Here is a 22,018-nt window from a genome sequence, read left to right on the forward strand (position 1 = left end):
GCGCCCGCCGCAGCGCCTGCGCGTCCGCGTGGCCCCGGCGGCGGCTTTCGCGGGGGGCGCGGCGGGCGCGGCGGTCCTGGCGGCATGTTCGGCGGGCCGCAGGGCGGGCGCTGGCAATTGTCGCTCTATCACACGATCAAGCTGACCGACCGTGTGCTGATACGGCCCGGCGTCCCTGAACTCGATCTGCTGAACGGATCGGCGACCGGCAATGGTGGCGGCAGCAACCGCAATCTGGTCGAACTCGACGGCGGCGTCTTTTACAAGGGCATCGGCGCACGGGTCAGCGCCAAATATGACAGCGGCAGCCGCGTCGTCGGCGGCGCCAACGGCGACCTGACCTTCCACGATCTTGCGACCTTCAACCTGCGCTTCTTCGTCGATTTCAACCAGAAGCCCGAACTGACCAAGGCGCTGCCGATCCTGAAGGGATCGCGCCTGCGCCTGTCGATCGACAATCTGTTCGATGCGCAGCGCAAGGTCACCGACGCCAGCGGCGTCGTGCCGCTCACCTATGCGCCGGGCTATATCGACCCGCTCGGCCGCTATATCGAGCTGGAGTGGCGCAAGGCCTTCTAGAGTCTGGACTCTAGACGAGGCGGGCTGAAGCCGTGGCCGGCGCCGATGCGGATTCGGCGGGTACGAAGGTCAGCGCGCGCAGAAACTGCCGCGTGCAGTTCGGCCAGCTGTAGCGTCGGCCCAAGGCCGCGGCTCGGGCCGGATCGCGTGTCAGTGCCAGCGCGATCGCATGATCGAGATCGGTATCGAGAGCGCCAGCGTCGTCGGTGACGATGTCGGCCGGGCCGGCAACGGGATAGGCCGCGACGGGCGTGCCGCACGACAGCGCTTCGATGACGACAAGGCCGAAGGTGTCGGTACGGCTGGGGAAGACGAAGACGTCGGCACCGGCGTAGGCGCTGGCAAGACGCTCGCCGCCGAGCTTGCCGAGGAAGCGGACATCCGGGAAGCGGGCGCGCAGATCATCGAGCGCCGGACCGTCCCCTACGATCACCTTCGTTCCCCGATGTCGGGTTTCGAGAAATGCCTCGATGTTTTTTTCGGCCGCGACGCGGCCGACGTAGAGCTGGATCGGGCGGGCGAGGCTGGCGAAATCGGGATGGGACGTGCGATCGGGATGAAAGAGGGCGTGATCGACGCCGCGTTCCCACATCATCGTCTGCCCAAGACCCTGCTCCGCAAGCTCGCGTTTCAGCGAGCGCGTTGCGACCATGATGTGCTGCGCGGGGCGATGGAACCAGCGGATAAAGCGCCACACGAACTGCGGCGACAACGGGATGCGCGCCGCGACATATTCGGGAAAGCGCGTGTGATAGGCGGTGGTGAAGGGAAAGCCGGTATCGATGCACCAGCGCCGCGCCGCAAGGCCAAGCGGCCCCTCGGTCGAGATATGAATCGCCTCGGGCGCGAAGGCGCGGATGTGCCGTGCGACGGCGCGCTTGCCCGCGAAGGCCAGGCGGATCTCGCCATAGGTCGGGCAGGGGATTGACCGGAACAGATCGGGCGAGATCACTCCGACGACATGCCCCTGCGCGCGCAACTCGGCGATCGTCGCCTGCAGCGTGCGCACGACACCGTTGACCTGTGGCTCCCAGGCGTCGGTGACGATCAATATCCGCATGCGGCGCTCACGCGGCCTTGGCGGCAGCGGGTAGGCCGAGCGGTGCCGGCGCTTCGCGTGCGGCAACTTCTTCGGCCCAGTGCAGGATTTCCATCCGGCCGTCATGATGTTCGACCAGCGCGGTGCAACCTTCGACCCAGTCGCCGTCGTTGTAATAATCGACGCCGTCGATCGCGCGCATTTCGGCGCTGTGGATATGGCCGCACACTACCCCGTCGACCCCGCGCGAGCGCGCCGCATGGGCGACCACCTCTTCATAGTGGCCGATGAACTGGACGGCGTTCTTGACCTTGTGCTTGGCGACCATCGACAGCGACCAATAGGGCAGGCCGAGGCGGCTGCGGACCGCGTTGACGACTACATTGCACTTCATCAGCGCGGTGTAGGCCGCGTCGCCGACAAAGGCGAGCCAGCGGTGCGCGAGCATTACCGCGTCGAACTCGTCGCCATGGACGATCAGCAGCTTGCGGCCATCGGCGGTCTCGTGAACCGCCTCGCGCCGGATTTCGACGCCGCCGAAATCGAAGCCGTCGAACGGCTTGACCATCTCGTCGTGATTGCCGGGGACATAGACGACGCGCGTGCCGCGCTTCGCGCGCTTCAGCACGCGCCAGACGACGTCATTATGCTCGGGCGGCCAGAAGTGCCGCTTCTTCAGCCGCCAGCCGTCGATGATGTCGCCGACGAGATAAAGCGTCTCGCAATCGACATGGTCGAAAAAGTCGATCAGCAGCCCGGCGTTGCAGCCGCGCGTGCCGAGGTGGATGTCGCTGACCCATACGGTGCGGTAATTGCGCCGTTCGCCGATAACCCGCTCGGGCACATGCGGTTCGGTGGTGAAGGGATCGGGAAAGCGGTTCGGGATCGGCAGGGTCGAGATCGAGGCCATGTCTCACTCCGTAGGCAGCCTTGGCTGCCCACGGCCTAGACACGAGTTTTGTTACATGCGGCGAATCAAAGCCGCGACAGTTTGAAGAATGTTTTGCGGCGGTTCGGTGACTATTGGCCGTTTCCAGGCGCAGTTTATCGAGGATCAGACGCGCCGGATCACCAGGTTGCGGATTTCGCTCATATCTTCCATCGCGAAACGGATGCCCTCGCGCCCGAGGCCCGAATCCTTGACCCCGCCATAGGGCATATTGTCGACGCGGTAGGAGGAGACGTCATTGACGACGATGCCGCCGACGTCGAGGTCGTCCCACGCTTCTAATATCTTGTGAATGTCGCGGGTGAAGATCCCGGCCTGCAAGCCGAATTTGCTGTCGTTGACCTCGGCCAGTGCGGCGTTCCAGTCGGTGAAGCGCGACAGGACGACCACCGGGCCGAAGGCTTCCTCGCGCACCACGTCGGCCCCCTCGGGTACATTTTCGAGCAGCGTCGCCTCGAGCATATTGCCCTCGCAGCCGCCACCCGCGAGCAACGTCGCCCCGGCCGCGACCGCGTCGTCGATCCAGCCCTTGAGCCGCTCTGCTTCCTTTGCCGAAATCATCGGGCCGATGAAGGTGTCGCGCTTTTTGGGATCGCCCGATTTGAGCGTCTTCACCTTGGCGGCAAGCATGCCGCGGAAACGGTCGTAGATGTCGGCGTGGATGATGGCGCGCTGCACATGGATGCAGCTTTGCCCCGACTGGTAATAGCCGCCGAAGATGATCCGCGCGAGCGCATGATCGAGGTCGGCGTCCTTGTCGACGATCACGGCGGCATTGCCGCCGAGTTCGAGCACGACCTTTTTTTTGCCGGCCTTTGCCTTGAGGTCCCAGCCGACGCCGGGCGAGCCGGTGAAGCTCAGCAATTTCAGCCGTTCGTCGGTGGTGAACAGATCGGCGCCGTCGCGGCTCGCGGGCAGGATGCTGAACGCGCCTTCGGGCAATATGTCGCACTCGGCGAGGACCTCGCCCATGATAATCGCGCCCAGCGGCGTCATCGAGGCGGGCTTCATCACGAAGGGGCAGCCCATCGCGATCGCGGGCGCGATCTTGTGCGCCGCAAGGTTGAGCGGAAAATTGAACGGCGAGATAAAGCTGCACGGGCCGATCGGCACCCGCTTCCACATCCCCATATAGCCCTTGGCGCGCGCCGATATGTCGAGCGGCTGGATCTCGCCATAGTTGCGCGTCGCCTCTTCGGCGGCGATGCGGAAGGTGTCGATCAGGCGCCCGACCTCGCCCTCGCTGTCGGCGATCGGCTTTCCCGCTTCCACGCACAGCGCATAGGCAAGCTCGTCAAAGCGTTCCTTGAAGCGCGCGACGCAATGATTGAGGACATCCTGCTTCTCGTAACTCGCGAGCCGCGCCATCGGCTCGGCGGCGCGCACCGCGCCGGCGATGGCTTCATCGATGACGTCGGGGGTCGCCAGTGCGGTACGGAAAGCGATTTCGCCGGTGAATTTGTCGATCACCTTGAGGTCGGTGTTCGGCTGCACCGCCTTGTTGTTGAGATAGAGCGGGTAGACGTCCTTGAGTTTCACAATCATTCTCCAACATGCTGGCGCGCGCTCCGCCACCCCCCATTGTCATCCCCGCGAAAGCGGGGACCCAGGGCGGCATGCTCAGCCGTTAATCCGATCATATAGGTCGAGCCATTGCGGATTGCCGCGTTCGATGAGTTCCAGTTTCCATGCCCGGCGCCATTTCTTACAGCTTTTTCGCGGGCGATCGCTGCGCTCACGTCGGCAAATGCTTCGATGTGAACCAGACGAGTAACGCCGTATTTTGTCGTAAACTTTGAACCTTCGCCGTCGCGATGCTGTTCCATCCGCTGCGCCAGATCTCCCGTCACACCGGTATAGAGCGTTCCGTTGCGCCCGCTGGCGAGGATATAAACATGATAGGTTCGGCTCATCCAACTCCTGGGTCCCCGCTTTCGCGGGGATGACAAGAAAAGCGAGTGTTCGCGACCGTCAGAGTTCCTTCGACAGCTTCTTGATGTCGATGTTCAAAATCTGGTCATTCTCCGAATAATCTACTGGGCAATCGATCAGGTGCACACCGGGAGTATCGCGCGTGTGGGCAAGAAGTTCCTTGAGGTGCGCCGCGCTTTCGACGCGGTGGCCGTGCGCGCCATAGCTTTCGGCATATTTGACGAAATCGGGGTTGCCATAGGTCAGACCCCAATCCTTGAAGCCCATGTTCGCCTGTTTCCAGCGGATCATGCCATAGCTTGAATCGTTGAGGATCAGCACGGTCAGGTTGAGCCCCAGGCGAACCGCGGTCTCCATTTCCTGACTGTTCATCATGAAGCCGCCGTCGCCGCAGATCGCCATCACCTTGCGGTCGGGGTAGACTATCGCCGACATCATAGCGCTGGGCAGGCCTGCGCCCATCGTCGCGAGCGCATTGTCGAGCAGCACGGTGTTCGGGCGGTAGGCGGTGTAGCCGCGCGCGAACCAGATCTTGTAGACGCCATTGTCGAGGCAGATGATGCCGTCGTCGGGCATCGCGTCGCGGACCTGCTGCACCAGATGCGGCGGAAAGATCGGGAAGCGCGTGTCGGCGGCGAGCGGGGCGGTATGCTCGACCTCGGCCTTGCGATAGGCGAGCATATGGTCGAACGACCAGCCGCCGTTCGGCACGATATCCTCCTTCATCTGCCAGATCGCATTGGCAATATCGCCAATGACCTCGATGCCAGGGAAATAGACCGGATCGACCTCGGCGGTCTTGGTGGACACATGGATAACGGTGGGCCCGCCGGGCTGCATGAAGAAGGGCGGCTTTTCAATCACATCGTGACCGATGTTGACAATGCAGTCCGACGCCTCGACCGCGCGGTGCACGAAATCGCCGGATGACAGTGCCGCGCACCCGAGGAATTTCGGATGCCGCTCGTCGATCACGCCCTTGCCGAGCTGGGTGGTCAGAAAGGGGATGCCGGTCTTTTCGATGAACTGCAGCAGCATCCGGCTGGTCATCGTGCGGTTCGCGCCCGCGCCGATTACCAGTACCGGTGCCTTCGCATTTTCGAGCGCCTTCACCGCCTCGCGGATCGATTTGACGTCTGCGGTCGGGCGGCGCGAATGGCTGCGCTTCAGCGGCAGGCTTTCGGTATGTTCGTCGGCGATATCCTCGGGCAGTTCGATATGCACCGCGCCGGGTTTTTCTTCCTCCGCGAGGCGGAAAGCCTCGCGCACGCGGCTCGGGATATTGTCCGACGAGGCCATCTGGTGCGTATATTTGGTGATCGGCCCCATCATCGCGACGACGTCGAGGATTTGGAAGCGCCCTTGTTTGGATTTCTTGATCGGCTTTTGCCCGGTGATCATCATCATCGGCATGCCGCCAAGCTGGGCATAGGCCGCCGCGGTGACGAAATTGGTCGCGCCGGGCCCCAGTGTCGCAAGGCACACGCCGGTCTTGCCGGTGTGGCGGCCATAGGTCGCGGCCATGAAGCCCGCCCCCTGCTCATGGCGGGTCAGGATCAGCTTGATCTTTTTCGAACGCGACAGGCTGTCGAGAAAGTCGAGATTTTCCTCGCCCGGAACCCCGAAGATATATTCGACGCCTTCTTCTTCCAGACATTCGATGAACAGGTCAGATGCTTTTTTCACGGTCACTCGCCCCCTTCAGCAGCGCACCCCAAATCGGTGCGGCCCAAGCCCGTGCCGGCGACCATCGGCCCGTCAATCGGCGTAGCGAGTCCCGTCGTGGGGCTGCGAGTCCCTGCGGCGCCGGCGGCAATGTGTAACCGGCAGCGAAGGGGTTGTCACGCCCACGAAAAACGGCCCCGCAACATATGCGGGGCCGCGATATCGGAGGGGGAGGCGGCTATTCGGCTTTCCCTGCTTCGCCTTCCGGATTTGGCAGGACCGTCGGTCCGGCATCATCGACATCGACATATTTCAGCTTGTGACTGTCCTTGTCGAATTCGTCCTGCGTCGACGGCGCGATATTGGGCCGGCCGACCATGATCCCCATTTTGATCTTGCACTTCACATAATATGTTTCGCCGGGTTCGACTTCCAGCGTCAGGAGGTCAGTGGCCTCGCTCTTGACCGTATAGCTGTGCGAGCCGGGATCGACTGGCAGGATGAAATATTTTCCTGCGCCCAATGCGCTCAACCGCACGCCATTTTCATTTACTCCGCACCCAAGCGCAAAGCCCATGCCTCCGGGCCGGAAGAAGACGATCTGTCCCTTGCCCTCGGCCGGAGCCGGGATGACTTTTTTCGCGCCCTCGTCGGCCGCGCTCTTCGCTTCCTTGGCCACCGCGGGTCCCATCGTTGCGGTGCAGGCTATTCCGGTTGCCGCAAGCAGCGCGGCTCCGATCAGCTTTTTCATTGTTTCGGTTCCCCCATTTCCCCTGTCGGGTTCGTGTCGATTGCGTCTCCGGGGGCAGCCGACACCGCCGCCGCCGGATCGACCGTCGCTTGCGCGGCGGTGGATGGTTCGCCGGGCAGGGCAGCCGCAAGCTTGGCGGTTGCATACATGCCGGCCGGAATATTGGCATTTTTGCCGTTCAAGGCGAAAACCAGCGGCATCGCCACCAGTCCGCCAGCGATTGTGGCGCCGAAGGCAAGACCTTCATTATTGCCGCCGACACCGCCCAACTTCATCCCGCGCAAGGGAATCTGCTGCCCCTGATATTCGAGGTACCGCGCGCCGAGGATCAACTCGCCAGCCTTGCCGCCCCAGCCGGACTTCGCGGCATGGACCACCTGGCCGCGCCCCGGCGTCCCCGCGGGAACGACCGTGCGGTCACCCAGCATGATCGGCTCCAGCAATGTGATTGCGTACCAGTCGCCAGTCTTGTGCGTCTTGCTGTTGACGTCCTCGTCGATGCGCAGATGAACAAGTGTCCCGGCGGGCACTTCGACCGGCGTCGCCGTCGGCGAATCCGCCACCTGGTCGGCGGCCGCGATGGCCTCGTAGGCAGGCAATGACTGCCCCACTTCCTGGGCCAGGGCAATGCCTGCGCTCAAAGCAAGCGCCATCGCCCCCGTGCTCGCCGCACGGCGCGCAAACTGCAATGTCGGCATTGATTGCGACCCTCCCCCAAGCGCGAGAGTTATCGCCGGAATTTTGCTTGGCAAGCGGGAATCTGCACCGGACCCGAGGAGAGTCGAAATCGCTCCGAAGTGCCTATTCTATGTCGAACAACCCCGCCAATTGTTCAACCATCGTGCCGCCCAATTGCTCGGCATCCATGATCGTGACCGCGCGGCTGTAATAGCGCGTTACGTCGTGGCCGATGCCGATCGCGCACAGCTCGACCGGCGATTTCTTTTCGATCCAATCGATCACCTGGCGCAGATGCTGGTCGAGATAGGCGCCATGATTGACCGACAGCGTGCTGTCGTCGACCGGCGCGCCGTCGCTGATCACCATCAGGATGCGGCGTTCCTCGGGGCGATTGACGATGCGGGTGTGCGCCCACATCAGCGCTTCGCCGTCGATATTCTCTTTCAGCAGCCCCTCGCGCATCATCAGGCCGAGCGACTTGCGCGCGCGGCGATAGGGTTCGTCGGCGGGCTTGTAGATAATGTGCCGCAGGTCGTTGAGGCGGCCGGGGTGCGGTGGGCGTCCCGCGGCGAGCCAGTCCTCGCGGCTCTGCCCGCCCTTCCACGTCCGCGTCGTGAAGCCCAGAATCTCGGTCTTCACGCCGCAGCGTTCAAGCGTGCGGGCCAGAATGTCGGCGCTGATCGCCGCAATGCTGATCGGCCGCCCGCGCATCGACCCACTATTGTCGAGGAGCAGCGTGACGACGGTATCGCGAAAATCGGTATCGCGCTCGATCTTGTAGGACAGTGAATGGCCCGGCGACACGACGACGCGGGCAAGACGCGAGGCGTCGAGCTGGCCTTCCTCCTGATCGAAATCCCAGGCGCGGTTCTGCTGTGCCATCAGGCGGCGCTGCAAACGGTTGGCGAGCTTCGTCACCGCGCCCTGCAGATGCGTCATCTGTTGGTCGAGATAGGCGCGCAGCCGCGTCAATTCCTCTTCGTCGCATAATTCGGTGGCGGCGACGATCTCGTCATGCTTCTCGGTGAAGCGGACATAGTTGAAATCGGGAACGTCGGTGGGCAGGCGGTTGGGCCGCACGGGCAACATGCCCTCGTCGCCTTCGCCGCCCATCTCCGGCTCGCCGTCGGCTTCCATCTCCTGCGCGTCGGGATCGCTTTCGCCATCGTCGGCCTGATCGCCCGACATTTCGGCGCGCGCGTCGACCTGACTCTCGCCGGTGCCGCCGTCCTCGCTTTCCTGTTCTTCCTGACTCTCTTCGGCTTCGGTCTGATCGTCCTCGCCGCCGTCCTCGGCGCCTTCCTCCAGCGGATCGTCGGCCTGCATCAGGTCGAGGTGGCGCAGCGCCAGCCGCGCGGTTTCGGCAAAGGCGGCTTGATCGTCGATCAACATCGCGAGCGCGGTGAGGTCGGCGCCGGCGTCCTGGCTGATCCACTCGCGCACCAGCGACAGCCCGGTTTCGGTGCCCTGCGGCGCCTGTTCGCCGGTCAGCGCCTCGCGCAGCATCAGTTCGAGCGCGCTCGATATCGGGACTTCGCCGCGATCCTGTGCGCGGCTGATCGGGTCGCTGCGCATCCGCATGGCCAGGCTGGCGCGCAGATTGGCGCGCATACCCGCCATGTTGCGGGCGCCCAGCGCCTCGACCCGCGCGCGTTCCATCGCATCGAAGGCGGCGGCGGCGAGCGGTTCGACCGGTCTCGCTGCGGCATGCACCGTGTCGCTGTGATGCTTCATGCGCAGCGCATAGCTGTCGGCAAAGCCGCGCGCCTCGGCCACCTGATCGGGCGGGAGGGTGCGCGACGGGGTCGGCACCTTGATCTGCTTGCCGATCTGGACCGGCGCGTCAGCGGTGAAACCCACCTCGACCTCGGCATCGCGCGTCACGGCGCGCGCTACACTCGACAGCGCGGTCTTGAAATCGTCGAGGGGAGACTGGCCGGACATCGAATCGGCTCTAACGGGCTTTCACCGACGAAGGAAGAGCATCGGCTCTAATCCTTGTCGCCATCGGGGAGACGGTTGCAAATCGTCTCGTCGAGCCGGCTCGGCATCTGCGGATCGGGGGCGAGGCGAAAGACATGGGCGAGATGCGTGGGCGTGCGTTCGGGCCGGCTGCGCTTGCCGCGGATCATGTCGACAAAATCCATGCAGGCGAGCGCGCTGCGCAGGAAATCGCTGTGCCCCGTCGATCCGCGCGAAATGTCGGTGGTGTCGACGATCGTCAGGCCCGGAATGGCGGCGGCGTAGCAGCGTTCGGGCAGGCCCTTTGCGCGCAGATCGGCAGCCTCGAACGGATCGAAGCAATAGGGAGAGCCGAGCCGCGGATAGCCGTGCAGCGCGCGCGATGCGGCCAGCGCCTTGTCGCTGCGCGATACATAGGCGGTGATGCGTCGGTCGCGCGCGACCCGCGCGGTGGCGAGCACGTCGTTCGCAATGTCGCGCTCGAACGTCTCGCGGTCGAAATCGGGCGAGGCGAGGATGATGTTGGAAATGTTGCTGCTGTCCGCGCTCGGCGCCGTCCGGTCGACATAGGCGATTGCGGGTATCACCAGCCGAGCGCCGAGCGAATGCGAAACGACGACGATTTCCTTTACCCACGGACGCTCGGCCAGCGCCTTCAGGAACAGGCGGAAATTGCGCACGTCATGATACATGTTGGTTTCGTCGACGGCATAGCTCAGCAGCTTGCCCTGCGACGGCCAGCTATATTCGACGATCGGCCCGTCGAATCCCGTCATCCGCGCGATCTGCGCCGCATCCTTCGACGTCGTTTCGAACGTCTCGCGATAACCATGGACATAAAGAAGGACGCGGCCTTGGCGGCGATCGGTTTCGGCCTGCAGACCCGCCCACCAGTCGCCCGCCTCCTGAAAGGCAAGCGGGGTCAGAAAGCGTGTCTTGCCGTCGACCTTCCTGTCGTGCGGCGCGGCGAAGCGGCCATAGCGGATGCGGTCGCCGCGATGGTTGGTCAGCCGAATGTCGGGCGTCCGGCAATCGGGAAGACGGCTCGTCACGAAGAAGAGCGGCAGCGCCGCGGTATCGACCGCCGCCCCGGCCTGCGCGGTGCAGCGTGCGTCGGCGACATAGGCCGAATGCGGAACCTTGCCATAATCGACCGCGGTCGCGCACCCTGCAAGCGGGAGGGCGAGAGCGAAAGCGAGCAAGCGCTTGGGGGGGCGGGGCATGCGCGGGAATCGCCGGATCATGGCGGCGACGCTGGCAGAGCGCGGCGGCCTTTGGAAGCGCGAAGTGCGGCTTCAAGCTGTATTGATGAATTAATACACGTTGCTATAGTGGCTCCGCTGCGCGCGGTTGGCAGTGCAGCGACAGGGAAGGAAAATCATGTTCGCACTTGCCGCGCTGATGCTCGCTGCAACCGCCGCGCCGGCGGCTCCCGCCTATGAGCCGAGCTTCGACCCGAGCCGGCTCAAGCAGACTGTCGCGGGCGAGCCGGGGCAGGCGCTCGTGCTCGGATCGCCGCACCTGTCGGGCTTTCCCAAGGATTTCGATGCCAAAGCCCTCGACCCGCTGCTGGCCAAGCTCGCCGCGTGGCAGCCGCAGATCGTCACCATCGAAGGGCTCTCGGGCCCCGACTGCGAGATGCTGCTGCGCTACAAGCCGATCTATCCCGGCGTGTATGACGATTATTGCTGGAGCCCCGAACCCGCGCGCGCGGCGACGGGGCTTGACGTTCCGGCTGCTACGGTCGAGGCGGAGCGGCTCCTCGCCGACTGGCCCGCCGAGCCCACCGCGGCGCAGCGCCGGCATCTCGCCGCGGTTTTCCTGGCCGGCGGCGAGCAGGCATCGGCGCTGGTCCAATGGCTGCGCTTGCCCGCGACCGAACGGCGCGCGGGCGACGGGCTCGATGCGGTGCTGGCCGAACGGCTGACGATGCTGACGACGCGTCGCAACGAAAATTTCCTGATCGGCGCAGCCCTCGCCGCGCGGCTGGGGCTCGAGCGTGTCTATTCGGTCGACGATCACAGCGCCGATGCGGCGACCAATCGCGTCTCGGGTGAAGCGGGTTATGGCGAAGCGATCCAGCGCGCTTGGGACAATCCGGTGACCGCGAAGCGCAGCGCTATCGACGCCGACCTCAGAAAGCGGCTCGACGGTGACGGCGTGCTCGCCCTCTATCGCGCCTATAACAGCCCGGAGGCGACGCAGATGGCGTTCGACAGCGATTTCGGTGCCGCGCTCGCCGAACCCTCGCCGCAGCATTACGGCCGCTACTACACCGGCTGGTGGGAAACGCGGAACCTGCGCATGGTCGCCAATATCCGCACCGCGATGGCGGCGCAGCCCGGTGCGCGCGCGCTCGTCATCGTCGGCGCGTCGCACAAGGGCTATTTCGAAGCCTATCTGAACATGATGCACGACATCCGGCTCGTCGATGCCGAGGCGGTGCTGCGCTGAACGGGAAGGGAAGGGCGCGGCGCGCGCTCTCGCCTTATTTGCCGACGACGCCTTCGGGCAGGTCTTCGCCGAACACGCGCTGATAATATTCGGCGACAATCATCCGTTCGGCTTCGTCGCACTTGTTGAGGAACGACAGGCGGAAGGCGAAGCCCAGGCTGTGGAAGATCGCCGCATTCTGCGCCCAGCTGATGACGGTACGCGGCGACATGACGGTCGATATATCGCCGTTGACGAAGCCCTGACGCGTCAGATCCGCAACCTTCACCATATTGGCGACGGTGGCATCGTCGGTGCCCGGCACCTTCTTCAGGATGATCTCGCTCTCGGTCGCCGCGGGCAGATAGTTCAGCGTCACGACGATGTTCCAGCGGTCCATCTGACCCTGGTTGATCTGCTGCGTGCCGTGATAGAGCCCGCTCGTGTCGCCCAGTCCGACGGTGTTCGCGGTGGCGAACAGGCGGAAGTGCGGGTTAGGGCGGATGACACGGTTCTGATCGAGCAGCGTCAGCTTGCCTTCGGCCTCCAGCACGCGCTGGATCACGAACATCACGTCGGGCCGCCCCGCGTCATATTCGTCGAAGACGAGCGCGGTCGGCGTCTGCAGCGCCCAGGGAAGCAGACCTTCGCGGAATTCGGTCACCTGCTTGCCGTCGCGCAGCACGATCGCATCGCGCCCGACAAGGTCGAGGCGGCTGATATGCGCGTCGAGGTTGATGCGGATGCACGGCCATTTCAGCCGCGCCGCCACCTGTTCGATATGCGTCGATTTGCCGGTGCCGTGATAGCCCTGCACCATGACGCGGCGGTTATATTTGAAGCCCGCGAGGATCGCGAGCGTGGTGTCGCCGTCGAAAACATAGGAGGGGTCGAGGTCGGGAACCCGCTCGTCGGATTCACTGAACGCCGGCACCTTCATGTCGATGTCGACCCCGAACAGCTCGCGCGCATCGACCTCGGTATCGGGCGCTGCCAGGAGCGTCGAACCATGATGGTCGGGAAGGCTGTTCGGAATATCGGTCATGTCGCAAGGTCCAGCAAAACGCATCGGGAGAGAGTCGCCGGACGTGCCGACGCTTCGGCTAGCGCGGTATCGCGATGGGTTGCCCCTTGCAACGCCTTATTCAGAACAGATCAAGCGCCTTCATCACCGCCGACTGGTCGTAATAGGGACGCTCGCAGACGATCCGGTCGCTGCCTGGTGCGAATTCGAAACTCGCTGCCATACGGATACGAAAGGCCTTGCCCGTCGGCTCGACGGTGCGCAGCCCCAGCTTCAGCGGGCCGAGGTGCGTGCCAGTGAGCCAGAATTCGACGAGCACGGTGTCGGTCGCCGCGTCGGCGGCGATCGCGATGATCTCGTTCGCCTGATCGGGGAAGGGTTCGCGCGACGCGGCGAAATAGGATCGCACCGCCGCCTCGCCGTCAAAGACCGTGCCGGGGCCGAGCAGTTCGTAACGTGGATGATCGAATGTCGCGATCACTCCGTCCCAGTCGTGCGTGATCTCCAGCGCCATATGGCGTTTCACCGTTTCGATCCGCGCCGCGTCGAGTTCGCTCATCCGTGCCTCTCCTATGCAAATGGCCTGGCCTTGCGCAGCAATTGATAGGCCGCGACGACTTCGCCCAGCCGCACCTCATGGCTGCGGTCGCCGCCGTTGCGGTCGGGGTGATATTTGCGCACCAGCTCGCTGTAGCGGCGGCGCAGCGCCGCGCGGTCGGCATCGGTGGCGAGCCCCATCAGCTGCAGCGCGCGATGCTCCTCGCGGGTGAAGCGCGGGTCGGCGGCTTCGCGCCGCGCCTCGTCCATGCGCTGGCGAAAGCGCGCGCCGAGCGCATCCATCGGATCCTTGAAATCGGCCCAGCGCGGCGGCAGGTCGGCGCTGCCGGCAGCGCGAAAGGTGCGGCTTTCGGTCTCCCAACCCGCGGTCGGCGACTGCGCGGCCATGATCTGGTCGGCGTTCATGCCCTCGAAATAATTATAGCCCGCGTTGAATTCGCGAACATGGTCGAGGCACAGCCAGCGATAGGGTGGCGGTCCGTCGGGCGAGCGATGCGGCGACGCGGGGGCGCGAAATTCGCCGGGCTCTTGGCAGCCGGGAACGGCGCAAGGGGCCTCACGCGGAACGCGGCCGTGGAATCGGGGGGAGCGGGGGCTTGTCATGCTGGGTATCTGCTCCCAACATGGGGGCATGACGCAAAAAGGTCCAGCCCAACGCGAAATGGAAACGCTGCTCGCCGCGGCTTTCCCCGACGCCGATTTCACCCTGAATAACGACAGCGCCCAGCATCACGGCCACGCCGGCGATGACGGCAGCGGCGAATCGCATTTCAGCCTGACGATCCGATGGGCGGGCTTCGCGGGCCAGACCCGCGTCGCGCGCCAGCGGGCAGTGAACAAGGCGCTCGGCGACATGCCGGGCAACCGCGTTCACGCGCTCGCGATCCGGGCGCTCGCGCCGGGCGAATGAGGCGCGGATGACCGAGCATCGCATCTATCGGATGAGCTTCGCGAAGGTTTACCCGCTGCTGGTCGCCAAGGCCGAACGCAAGGGGCGAACGAAGGCCGAGGTGGATCAGATTATCGGTTGGCTCACCGGCTACAGCCAGCAGGAGCTCGAGGCGTTGCTCGCCGCCGGCACCGATTACGCCAGCTTTATCGCGGGCGCGCCGGCGATGAATGCGGCTCGCACGCAGATTCGCGGCGTCATCTGCGGCGTGCGTATCGAAGAAATCGACGATCCGCTGATGCGCGAGATACGCTATCTCGACAAGCTGATCGACGAACTGGCGAAGGGCAAGGCGATGGACAAGATATTGCGGGCGCCCGTGCCATGACGATCGACAAGGTCAACCTCGCCGCAGCCTTTGCGACCTTCCACGATCACTGGAACCCGCGTGTCGCCGGCGACATCAATGATTTTCAGGTCAAGCTGGTCAAATTCGAAGGCAAGTTCGACTGGCATCACCATGAAACGGAAGATGAATTGTTTCTGGTGGTGCAGGGCCGGATGAAGATGGGCCTGCGCAGCGGCGACGTGATCGTCGGGCCGGGCGAATTCATCATCGTGCCGCACGGAACCGAACATTGTCCCGAGGCGCTGGACGGCGAGTGCCATGTGCTGCTGCTCGAACCGGGGACGACGCGCAACACCGGGACGGTCGAAACCGACAAGACGCGCCACAGGCTGGAAAGGATCGGCTGATGTTCACCGTCATTACCCCCTCGACCCATGACATCGGGGCCTTCGATGTGCGGCGCACGCTGCCGAACAAGGAGCGGACGATGGTCGGCCCCTTCATCTTCGTCGATCAGTTTGGACCGGCGCATTTCGACATCGGGCAGGGGATGGACGTGCGCCCGCATCCGCACATCAACCTCGCCACCGTCACCTATTTGTTCGAAGGCGCGATCGACCATCGCGACAGTCTTGGTACGTGGGCGACGATCCGGCCGGGCGCGTGCAACCTGATGACCGCCGGGCGCGGCATCGTCCATTCTGAGCGCACGCCCGCGGCCGAACGCGCGACCGGATCGCCGATCTCGGGCATGCAGACGTGGCTGGCGCTGCCCGACGGCAAAGAAGAGATCGACCCGGCGTTCGAACATGTCGCCAAGGAAGATCTGCCGCTGATCGAGGACGGCAAGGTGTCGGCACGCGTGATCATGGGGACGCTATGGGGCGCGACATCGCCGATCACCCAGCACGCCGCGACCATCTATGCTGACATATTGATGGCGGCGGGAGCCAGCCTGCCGATCGAGGCGGAGGCCGATGAGCGGGCGGTGCTGGTCGCGATGGGCGACGCGACCCTCGATGGCGAAGCGCTCGACCGTTACAGCCTCTATATATTGAAGCCGGGGCAGGCGATGACGCTGCGCGCCGCCACCGACGCGCGCGTGATGCTGCTCGGCGGCGAAGCCTTCCGCACCCCGCGGCACCTGTGGTGGAATTTCGTCAGCTCTTCGCGCGACCGGATCAATCAGGCGAAGCACGACTGGAAGGACGGCAATTTCCCGCTGGTCGCGGGCGACAGCGAAGAATTCATCCCGCTGCCCGACGCGCCCAAGACGCCGGGCTATCCGTGATCGATTGCGAGCTTGCAGGGCCTACCTTTCGCGGGTCGCGCCGAACGACTTTCTTCACCGTCATCCCGGACTTGATCCGGGATCCATTCACGCAGCGTCGGAACAATGGATCCCGGATCAAGTCCGGGATGACGAAAGGCGAATAGGCTCGCCTACCACATTCCGTTCACCCTTCGACAGGTTCAGGGTAAGCGGGTGGGGAAGCGGCGATGTCGGCTTTCGATCCCAAAGCCGCCGTCAGGACAGCCGTTCCGATATTCTTGCAAAAAGCCAGTCCGCGTCGCTGCCAGCGAAGCTGTGCGACGCGCTGTCGAGACGCTCGACCGGGATGTTTGCGGGCCGGCAATGCGCGATGAATGCCTGCGCGGTGCGGTCGCCGGTCGCGAGCAGGATCGTCGCGGGGCAAGCCAGCGCGGTCATCGCCGCGTCGAGGCGCGCGGCGAGGCTGTCGGGTGCGGCGGCTTGCGGCATCCGCTTCATCGCCGACAGGCCGCGGACCAGTTTGCCGATATCGATCTCGCCCTTCAGAAGGCGCAGCAGGCTTTTCGGATCCTTGATCCGCGCCAGATAGCGTGCGCGGATCGCCGAGGCTGGCGGCAGCGCCGGCTGTTCGCCTGGATCCGGTTCCGCGTCATCATAAGTCCACGGATTGGCGAGGATCAGACCGTCGAGCGGGAGCGGCTGGTGCAGCAGCAGCGCGCTCGCGGCGTCGCAATTGCCGAAGGCGACGATGCGGGTGACGTGCGGCGCCGCCGTGCGGAACGCGGCGATCGCGGCGGCGATGTCGGCGCCGCTGCGCGTATAGCCACCATTTTCGCCCTCGCTGTCACCGATCCCGCGGCGATCGAAGCGAAAGGCCGGGTGACCCGCCGCCGCGATCCGCTGTGCCAGCATCGCCATGCCGCGATGCGCGCCGCTGCGAATCTCGTTGCCGCCCGACACGATCAGCAGCCCGGTCGTTCCCGGCGCATCGTCGAGGCTTGCGGCGAGCGCCGCGCCTTCGCAGAGGAAGGTCAGCTGATGCCGCATGTCCGGCTCCATGCGGCGATGTCGGCCGCCATCACGTCAGCCATGGCGGCGTCTTCGCCCGGTTCGGCGCGCAGCCACAGCGGCGTGCCGGCAATCGCTTCGTCGCCGCTGCCCAGCGCCACCGTGCGCAGCGGCGTCACCGCCTGCGGCTCGCTTGTCGCGAGGGACGCGACCATCACTGGCGACAGGCGATTGCCGGCGAGCAGCAAGGGCTCGCTTTTCGCCTGTTCCTGAAGGCTGTCGAGCGAAGATGTCACGCCCGCCTCGCGATCGGCGCTGACGCGCGCGCGCAGCAGGGTGCGGAGCAGCGAGCCGCCGCCGACGGGCGCCAGCCGCCACCATGCGGCGGCCGCGGCCTGATGGTCGATCAGCGCGCCGCCGCGCAGCGCGGCGATAATGATCGGCCCCTCTATTTCACCGGCCGTCTCGGCAAAGGCCCTCTGCCACCGGTTCAAATCGACATCGGCGAGCGCGACGGGGCTTTCATTCTGGCCCGGCAGGTCGGGAAGCACGGCGGCGAAACCTTGCGCCGCCAGGGCGCGCATCGCGCGTACGATAGTGCGGCGGCTGCGGTTCGCTTCCTCGAACAAGGGGGCCGCGAACAGGATCGTCGCGCGGGGCGTGCCGTCGGGCGCGATGCGAAGCCTATGCTCGTCCATTCGCCCCTCGCATGCCGGTCAGCCCTGAACCTTGCGTTCGGCGAAGCGCAGCAGATTGCCATAGGTTTCGAAGATTTCGCCGTCGACGTCGTCATCGTCGATCAGGATGCCGAGACGGTCCTCCATCTCGGTCAGCACGGTTGCGACCGCCATCGAATCGAATTCGGGCAGTTCGCCGAACAGGCCGCTGTCGTCGGTCAGCGCTGCCGCGCGTTCGGCGCCAAGGCCGAGGACGTCGGCGAGCAGGGCGCGAAGGGTGGCGTCGACTTTATGGACTTCGGTCATGGGTCTTTCCTGAGCAGCGAACGGGCAAAGGCCTTCAATGCCGGTCCCCATGCCGCGATGCGCCCGCGATTGAAAGCCTCCAATCGCCACAAGGGCTCGTGCCGGTTCATCCAGTCGCGCTTGTAGGCGTCGTTGCCCGTGCCGAAATCGATACGGCGCACGCCATCGACCGCGATGACATGGCGGAACAGAGCCGCCGAAAGCAGGGTGCCGGGCGATGCCTTCAGACTGTCCTCGACATGCGCGAGCTTGTGGATGAAGGCGGTGCCGTCCTCCACCGTCCAATATTGCGCTGCCACCGCTTCGCCGTCGATCCGCGCCAGCCCCATGCGAAAGGTGCCGCGCGCGCTTTCTTCTTCGGCAAAGGCGCGGAGCAGGGCGGGGTTGCCCTCTTCGGGCTTCCAGCTCGCGGCGTAGATATGCTCATAAGCAGCCCAGGCATCGGCGTCGAATGCGGTCAGAATCTCGATCGCGACAATATTCTTTTTCGCCTTGCGCTGGACCGTGCTGCGCAGCGCGCCGGGACGGGTGGCCCACCAGCCGTCATGATCGAGCCCGGTCAGGTCGAGCCAGTGGCGATCGCCCGCGGGGACCGCGCGCACCCACCAGCCGGCGGCGCGCATCGCGGTTACGATCCTGTCCTTTTCGGCATCGGGCACGGGATAGAGCGACAGGCGTGCGGCCTCGGCGCGGGCGCGTGCGAACAGGTCGCGCAGCGCCGCCATATGGTCGCCCTGACCGGTATAAAGCGGGCGGATCGCAAAGCTGTACCAGTTGGCAAGCCCGGAAACCGCGCCCGATTTTTCACGCCGAAGCGGTAGCCACGCCGCGGCTTCGCCTGCGAAGCCCACCGCATAGATTCGGCCTTCTCCGGCGAATCCGTGCGCGGCAAGCAGGTCGAACCATTGGGGACGGTCGAACGGCGAAGCATGGCCCATGCCGCGCGCTGCGGCGGGCAGCTTGGCATCATTAGCGTGATGTTCACCGTTCCCATCCATGGTGCGGCGCTCTATCACCACTGTCCTAACAGCCGATGACCAAAGCCGAAAACCCGCCCTCATACCCCCTCGACCATCTCGCGCTGCGCGGCGCGGCCGATGCGCCTGCGCTGCTCATAGGCGACGCGCCGATGTCGTTTGCCGATCTCGATGCGGGTGTCGGCCGGCTGGCGGCATGGCTGCACGCCGCGGGCGCCCGGCCCGGCGACCGGGTGGCGAGCTGGAGCGCGAAGACGCGCGCCGCCTGCCTGATGCCGCTCGCCGCGGCGCGCGCCGGGCTGATCCATGTGCCGGTCAATCCGCTGCTGAAGGCGCCGCAAGTCGCGCATATTCTGGCTGACAGCGGCGCGGCGCTGTTGCTGACCAATCGCGCGCGGGCCGACATGCTGGGCGACGGTCTTCCCGGCGGCTGTGCGCTGCGCGATCTGACTGCGGTCGAGGCGGCGATCGACGGCCATCCGGAGCGCTTGCCCCCTTCGGCGGGCGATCCCGGCGATCTGGTCGCCATTCTCTATACCAGCGGATCGACCGGACGGCCCAAGGGCGTGATGCTCAGTCACGCCAATCTGTGGCTTGGTGCCGAGAGTGTCGCGACCTATCTGGCGCTTGGCGCCGATGATCGCGTGCTGGCGGTGCTGCCTTTCAGCTTCGATTATGGCCAGAACCAGCTTCTTTCGGCCTGGTATGCAGGTGCGGCGGCGGCGCCGCTCGATTATCTGGCGCCGCGCGATGTGGTGAAGGCGGTGGCGCGGCACGGCGCGACGACGCTTGCCGGGGTGCCGCCCTTATGGGTGCAACTGGTCGAGGTCGATTGGCCGGTGGATGTCGCCGCATCGCTGCGCCGCCTGACCAACAGCGGCGGCGCACTGACGCCGTCGCTGATCGACGCGATGCGCGCGACTTTTGTCGAGGCCGACATTTATCCGATGTACGGCCTGACCGAAGCGTTCCGGTCGACTTGGCTCGACCCGGCGCTCGTCGCCGCGCATCCGACCTCGATGGGCCGTGCGATTCCGCACGCCGAAATCCTCGTCTGCCGTCCCGATGGTAGCATCACCGCCGACGGCGAAGCGGGCGAACTCGTCCATTGCGGGCCGCTCGTCGCGCAGGGCTATTGGCGCGACGCTGAACGCACCGCCGAGCGTTTCCGCGCGGCGCCTGCCGCGTCGGCGTGGGGCGGCATCGCCGTGTGGTCGGGCGACACGGTGCGCCGCGATGGTGACGGCCTGCTCTATTTCGTCGGCCGCGACGATGCGATGATCAAGACCGCGGGCAACCGGGTCAGCCCGACCGAGATCGAGGATGCCGCCGTCGCCACCGGCATGGTCTATGAAGCCGTCGCCTTCGGCGTGCCCGACGCGCGGCTGGGCGCTGCGATCCAGTTGATCGTGCGCGGCAAGGCCGATGCGGACCGCGAGGCGTTCGCCGCCGAACTGCGCCGGACGCTGCCCAACTTCATGCAGCCCAAGGCCGTTGAGTGGTGCGAGGCGTTGCCGCGCAATCCCAATGGCAAGCTCGACCGCGTCGCGATCGCGGCCGAATGGGGTGCAGGGGTGGCGGCATGAAGCCGCACGGCCCGATCCCGCCCGGCTTTGCTGCCGACGCCGACGGCATGCTGCGCATCGGGGGCCAGCGTGCCGATGCCCTCGCCGAGGCGGCGGGCGACACGCCGCTCTTTGTCTATGACCGCGCGATGCTGACTGCGCGCGCCGCCGAATGGCGCGCCGCAATGCCCCGTGAGGTGCAGCTCCATTATGCGATGAAGGCCAATCCCTTCGCGCCGCTGCTCGCGCATATGGCGACCATCGTCGACGGGTTCGACGTGGCGTCCGGCGGGGAATTGGCGCTGGCGCTCGCGAGCGGCAAGGCGGCCGAACACATCAGCTTCGCCGGCCCCGGCAAGCGCGACCGCGAACTGGAAGCGGCGATTGTGGCGGGCGCGACGCTCAATCTTGAATCGGCGGAGGAGGGGGCACGGGCGCTGGCCATTGCCGACCGTATCGGGACGCGGCCCCGGCTCGCAGTGCGCGTCAATCCCGATTTCGACCTCAAGGGATCGGGCATGAAAATGGGCGGCGGCGCCAAGCCGTTCGGGGTCGATGCCGACGCGGTGCCGGCGCTGGTCCGCACGCTGATCGATGCCGGCGCCGATTGGCGCGGCTTTCATATTTTCGCAGGATCGCAGGCACTTGATGCCGATGCGATCGCCGATACGCAGGCCCAGACGGTCGCCCTCGCGGCGCGGCTTGCGGAGGCGGTCGGCGCCACGCCGCCGCTCGTCAACCTGGGCGGCGGCATGGGGGTTCCCTATTTCCCCGGCGACCGCGCGGTCGACGCTGCGACCGTCGGCGCGCGGCTCGCCGAAACGCTCGGCGCGCGAGGCGCCGCGCTGGCAGAGAGCGGCTTTGCGATGGAACTCGGCCGCTGGCTCGTCGCCGAGGCCGGGGTCTATCTCACGCGCGTCGTCGACCGGAAAGTCAGCCACGGCGAAACCTTCCTCGTCACCGACGGAGGACTGCATCACCAGCTCGCCGCGAGCGGCAATTTCGGGACGGTGATCCGGCGTAACTATCCGATCGCGGTTGCCGGCCGGTTCGGCCGCGAGGCCGTCGAAACCGTGTCGGTCGTCGGCTGTCTGTGCACCCCGCTCGATCGGCTGGGCGATCAGGTCGGCCTGCCGCGCGCCGATGTCGGCGATCTGATCGCGCTGTTCCAGGCGGGCGCCTATGGCGCCTCGGCGAGCCCCGCTGCATTCCTCGGACAGGGGCCGGCGCGCGAGATGCTCGTCTGAACCTTACCGAACGCGGTTAAATTTTGTGCCGAAGCGGCACAATGTGCGACAAGCGCGGACACAACTTATCCCAATACTAACGGTATGTTCACCCTTTTCCAGCATGGCTGACCCTGACGCATTGGCTGTTGCTGCGGGGATTGGCGCCGCGGCG

22 protein-coding genes and 2 pseudogenes are annotated in these 22,018 nt (G+C 65.4%); 8 read left to right on the forward strand and 16 right to left on the reverse strand.

The features are described from left to right. A pseudogene (locus P1IM2_RS17725) lies at positions 1-579 on the forward strand (ABC transporter ATP-binding protein); the annotation flags it as partial. A gap of 10 nt (positions 580-589) precedes the next feature. On the opposite strand, the gene P1IM2_RS17730 reads toward P1IM2_RS17725, so the two are convergent. From P1IM2_RS17730 to P1IM2_RS17770, 9 genes and pseudogenes are all read right to left on the reverse strand, one after another. Continuing rightward, on the reverse strand, positions 590-1,639 hold the full coding sequence (locus P1IM2_RS17730) for a glycosyltransferase family 4 protein (protein ID WP_186403329.1): 1,050 nt from the start codon (positions 1,637-1,639) through the stop codon (positions 590-592). Positions 1,640-1,646: 7 nt separating this feature from the next. Continuing rightward, complete coding sequence (locus tag P1IM2_RS17735) at positions 1,647-2,528, reverse strand: UDP-2,3-diacylglucosamine diphosphatase (RefSeq protein WP_186403330.1); 882 nt, start codon at positions 2,526-2,528, stop codon at positions 1,647-1,649. Positions 2,529-2,672: 144 nt separating this feature from the next. Then, positions 2,673-4,112 carry an aldehyde dehydrogenase family protein gene (locus P1IM2_RS17740; RefSeq protein WP_186403331.1) on the reverse strand — a complete coding sequence of 480 codons (1,440 nt, stop codon included), beginning with the start codon at positions 4,110-4,112 and terminating at the stop codon, positions 2,673-2,675. A 75-nt stretch (positions 4,113-4,187) separates the two neighbouring features. After that, a pseudogene (locus P1IM2_RS17745) lies at positions 4,188-4,480 on the reverse strand (GIY-YIG nuclease family protein). A 58-nt stretch (positions 4,481-4,538) separates the two neighbouring features. Next, positions 4,539-6,185 carry an acetolactate synthase large subunit gene (locus P1IM2_RS17750; protein WP_186403332.1) on the reverse strand — a complete coding sequence of 549 codons (1,647 nt, stop codon included), beginning with the start codon at positions 6,183-6,185 and terminating at the stop codon, positions 4,539-4,541. A gap of 217 nt (positions 6,186-6,402) precedes the next feature. Continuing rightward, on the reverse strand, positions 6,403-6,915 hold the full coding sequence (locus P1IM2_RS17755) for a DUF2846 domain-containing protein (RefSeq protein WP_186403333.1): 513 nt from the start codon (positions 6,913-6,915) through the stop codon (positions 6,403-6,405). Next, positions 6,912-7,568, reverse strand: a complete 657-nt coding sequence (locus P1IM2_RS17760) for a hypothetical protein (protein ID WP_186403334.1) — start codon at positions 7,566-7,568, stop codon at positions 6,912-6,914. The genes P1IM2_RS17755 and P1IM2_RS17760 overlap by 4 nt, the downstream gene beginning before the upstream one ends. A gap of 148 nt (positions 7,569-7,716) precedes the next feature. Then, on the reverse strand, positions 7,717-9,540 hold the full coding sequence (gene cobT / locus P1IM2_RS17765; RefSeq protein WP_186403335.1) for a cobaltochelatase subunit CobT: 1,824 nt from the start codon (positions 9,538-9,540) through the stop codon (positions 7,717-7,719). 47 nt (positions 9,541-9,587) lie between these two features. Then, positions 9,588-10,781: an alpha/beta hydrolase gene (locus P1IM2_RS17770; protein ID WP_186403336.1), complete on the reverse strand. Its 1,194-nt coding sequence runs from the start codon at positions 10,779-10,781 to the stop codon at positions 9,588-9,590. A gap of 154 nt (positions 10,782-10,935) precedes the next feature. On the opposite strand from P1IM2_RS17770, the gene P1IM2_RS17775 reads away from it, so the two are divergent. Further along, a complete protein-coding gene (locus P1IM2_RS17775; protein WP_186403416.1) occupies positions 10,936-12,012 on the forward strand; it encodes a DUF5694 domain-containing protein in 1,077 nt (358 codons plus the stop codon). Between the two features lie 34 nt (positions 12,013-12,046). Here the strand turns inward: P1IM2_RS17775 and cobS are convergent, their stop codons facing one another. The 3 genes from cobS to P1IM2_RS17790 all read right to left on the reverse strand — a co-directional run bounded on the left by cobS (position 12,047) and on the right by P1IM2_RS17790 (position 14,176). Next, complete coding sequence (gene cobS, locus P1IM2_RS17780; protein WP_003049013.1) at positions 12,047-13,036, reverse strand: cobaltochelatase subunit CobS; 990 nt, start codon at positions 13,034-13,036, stop codon at positions 12,047-12,049. Positions 13,037-13,136: 100 nt separating this feature from the next. Further along, positions 13,137-13,574, reverse strand: a complete 438-nt coding sequence (locus P1IM2_RS17785) for a nuclear transport factor 2 family protein (RefSeq protein WP_003049016.1) — start codon at positions 13,572-13,574, stop codon at positions 13,137-13,139. A gap of 11 nt (positions 13,575-13,585) precedes the next feature. Continuing rightward, positions 13,586-14,176, reverse strand: coding sequence for a DnaJ domain-containing protein (locus P1IM2_RS17790; RefSeq protein ID WP_003049017.1), 591 nt, complete (start codon positions 14,174-14,176; stop codon positions 13,586-13,588). A 58-nt stretch (positions 14,177-14,234) separates the two neighbouring features. On the opposite strand from P1IM2_RS17790, the gene P1IM2_RS17795 reads away from it, so the two are divergent. The 4 genes from P1IM2_RS17795 to P1IM2_RS17810 are packed head-to-tail and all read left to right on the forward strand — an operon-like array spanning position 14,235 to position 16,102. After that, the gene (locus P1IM2_RS17795; protein WP_058812835.1) at positions 14,235-14,483 is read left to right on the forward strand and encodes a BolA family protein; all 249 of its coding nucleotides are present in this window, start codon (positions 14,235-14,237) and stop codon (positions 14,481-14,483) included. A gap of 7 nt (positions 14,484-14,490) precedes the next feature. Continuing rightward, positions 14,491-14,850, forward strand: a complete 360-nt coding sequence (locus P1IM2_RS17800) for a DUF2200 domain-containing protein (protein WP_186403337.1) — start codon at positions 14,491-14,493, stop codon at positions 14,848-14,850. Continuing rightward, positions 14,847-15,218: a cupin domain-containing protein gene (locus P1IM2_RS17805; RefSeq protein WP_217373270.1), complete on the forward strand. Its 372-nt coding sequence runs from the start codon at positions 14,847-14,849 to the stop codon at positions 15,216-15,218. Before P1IM2_RS17800 ends, P1IM2_RS17805 begins: the two co-directional genes overlap by 4 nt. After that, positions 15,218-16,102 carry a pirin family protein gene (locus P1IM2_RS17810; protein ID WP_058812839.1) on the forward strand — a complete coding sequence of 295 codons (885 nt, stop codon included), beginning with the start codon at positions 15,218-15,220 and terminating at the stop codon, positions 16,100-16,102. The genes P1IM2_RS17805 and P1IM2_RS17810 overlap by 1 nt, the downstream gene beginning before the upstream one ends. A gap of 237 nt (positions 16,103-16,339) precedes the next feature. Here P1IM2_RS17810 and P1IM2_RS17815 read toward each other — a convergent pair whose 3' ends face one another. From P1IM2_RS17815 to P1IM2_RS17830, 4 genes are read right to left on the reverse strand one after another with little or no spacing between them, the layout of a single operon-like run. Further along, positions 16,340-17,131, reverse strand: coding sequence for a hydrolase 1, exosortase A system-associated (locus tag P1IM2_RS17815; RefSeq protein ID WP_186403338.1), 792 nt, complete (start codon positions 17,129-17,131; stop codon positions 16,340-16,342). Continuing rightward, a complete protein-coding gene (locus tag P1IM2_RS17820) occupies positions 17,116-17,790 on the reverse strand; it encodes a hypothetical protein (RefSeq protein WP_186403339.1) in 675 nt (224 codons plus the stop codon). The genes P1IM2_RS17815 and P1IM2_RS17820 overlap by 16 nt, the downstream gene beginning before the upstream one ends. 18 nt (positions 17,791-17,808) lie before the next feature. Further along, positions 17,809-18,075, reverse strand: coding sequence for an acyl carrier protein (locus tag P1IM2_RS17825; protein WP_186403340.1), 267 nt, complete (start codon positions 18,073-18,075; stop codon positions 17,809-17,811). Then, positions 18,072-19,073, reverse strand: coding sequence for a GNAT family N-acetyltransferase (locus tag P1IM2_RS17830; RefSeq protein WP_186403341.1), 1,002 nt, complete (start codon positions 19,071-19,073; stop codon positions 18,072-18,074). The genes P1IM2_RS17825 and P1IM2_RS17830 overlap by 4 nt, the downstream gene beginning before the upstream one ends. 35 nt (positions 19,074-19,108) lie before the next feature. Here P1IM2_RS17830 and P1IM2_RS17835 point away from each other — a divergent pair, with 35 nt between their 5' ends. Further along, positions 19,109-20,638 (forward strand): acyl-CoA ligase (AMP-forming), exosortase A system-associated, encoded by a 1,530-nt coding sequence (locus P1IM2_RS17835; protein WP_186403342.1) that lies wholly within the window; start codon positions 19,109-19,111, stop codon positions 20,636-20,638. Beyond that, complete coding sequence (locus P1IM2_RS17840) at positions 20,635-21,864, forward strand: pyridoxal-dependent decarboxylase, exosortase A system-associated (RefSeq protein ID WP_186403343.1); 1,230 nt, start codon at positions 20,635-20,637, stop codon at positions 21,862-21,864. The genes P1IM2_RS17835 and P1IM2_RS17840 overlap by 4 nt, the downstream gene beginning before the upstream one ends. Positions 21,865-22,018: the final 154 nt, after the last annotated feature.

Origin of the sequence: Sphingopyxis sp. P1IMeth2 (assembly GCF_900185685.1) — a bacterium.
Taxonomy (GTDB): Bacteria; Pseudomonadota; Alphaproteobacteria; order Sphingomonadales; family Sphingomonadaceae; genus Sphingopyxis; species Sphingopyxis terrae_A.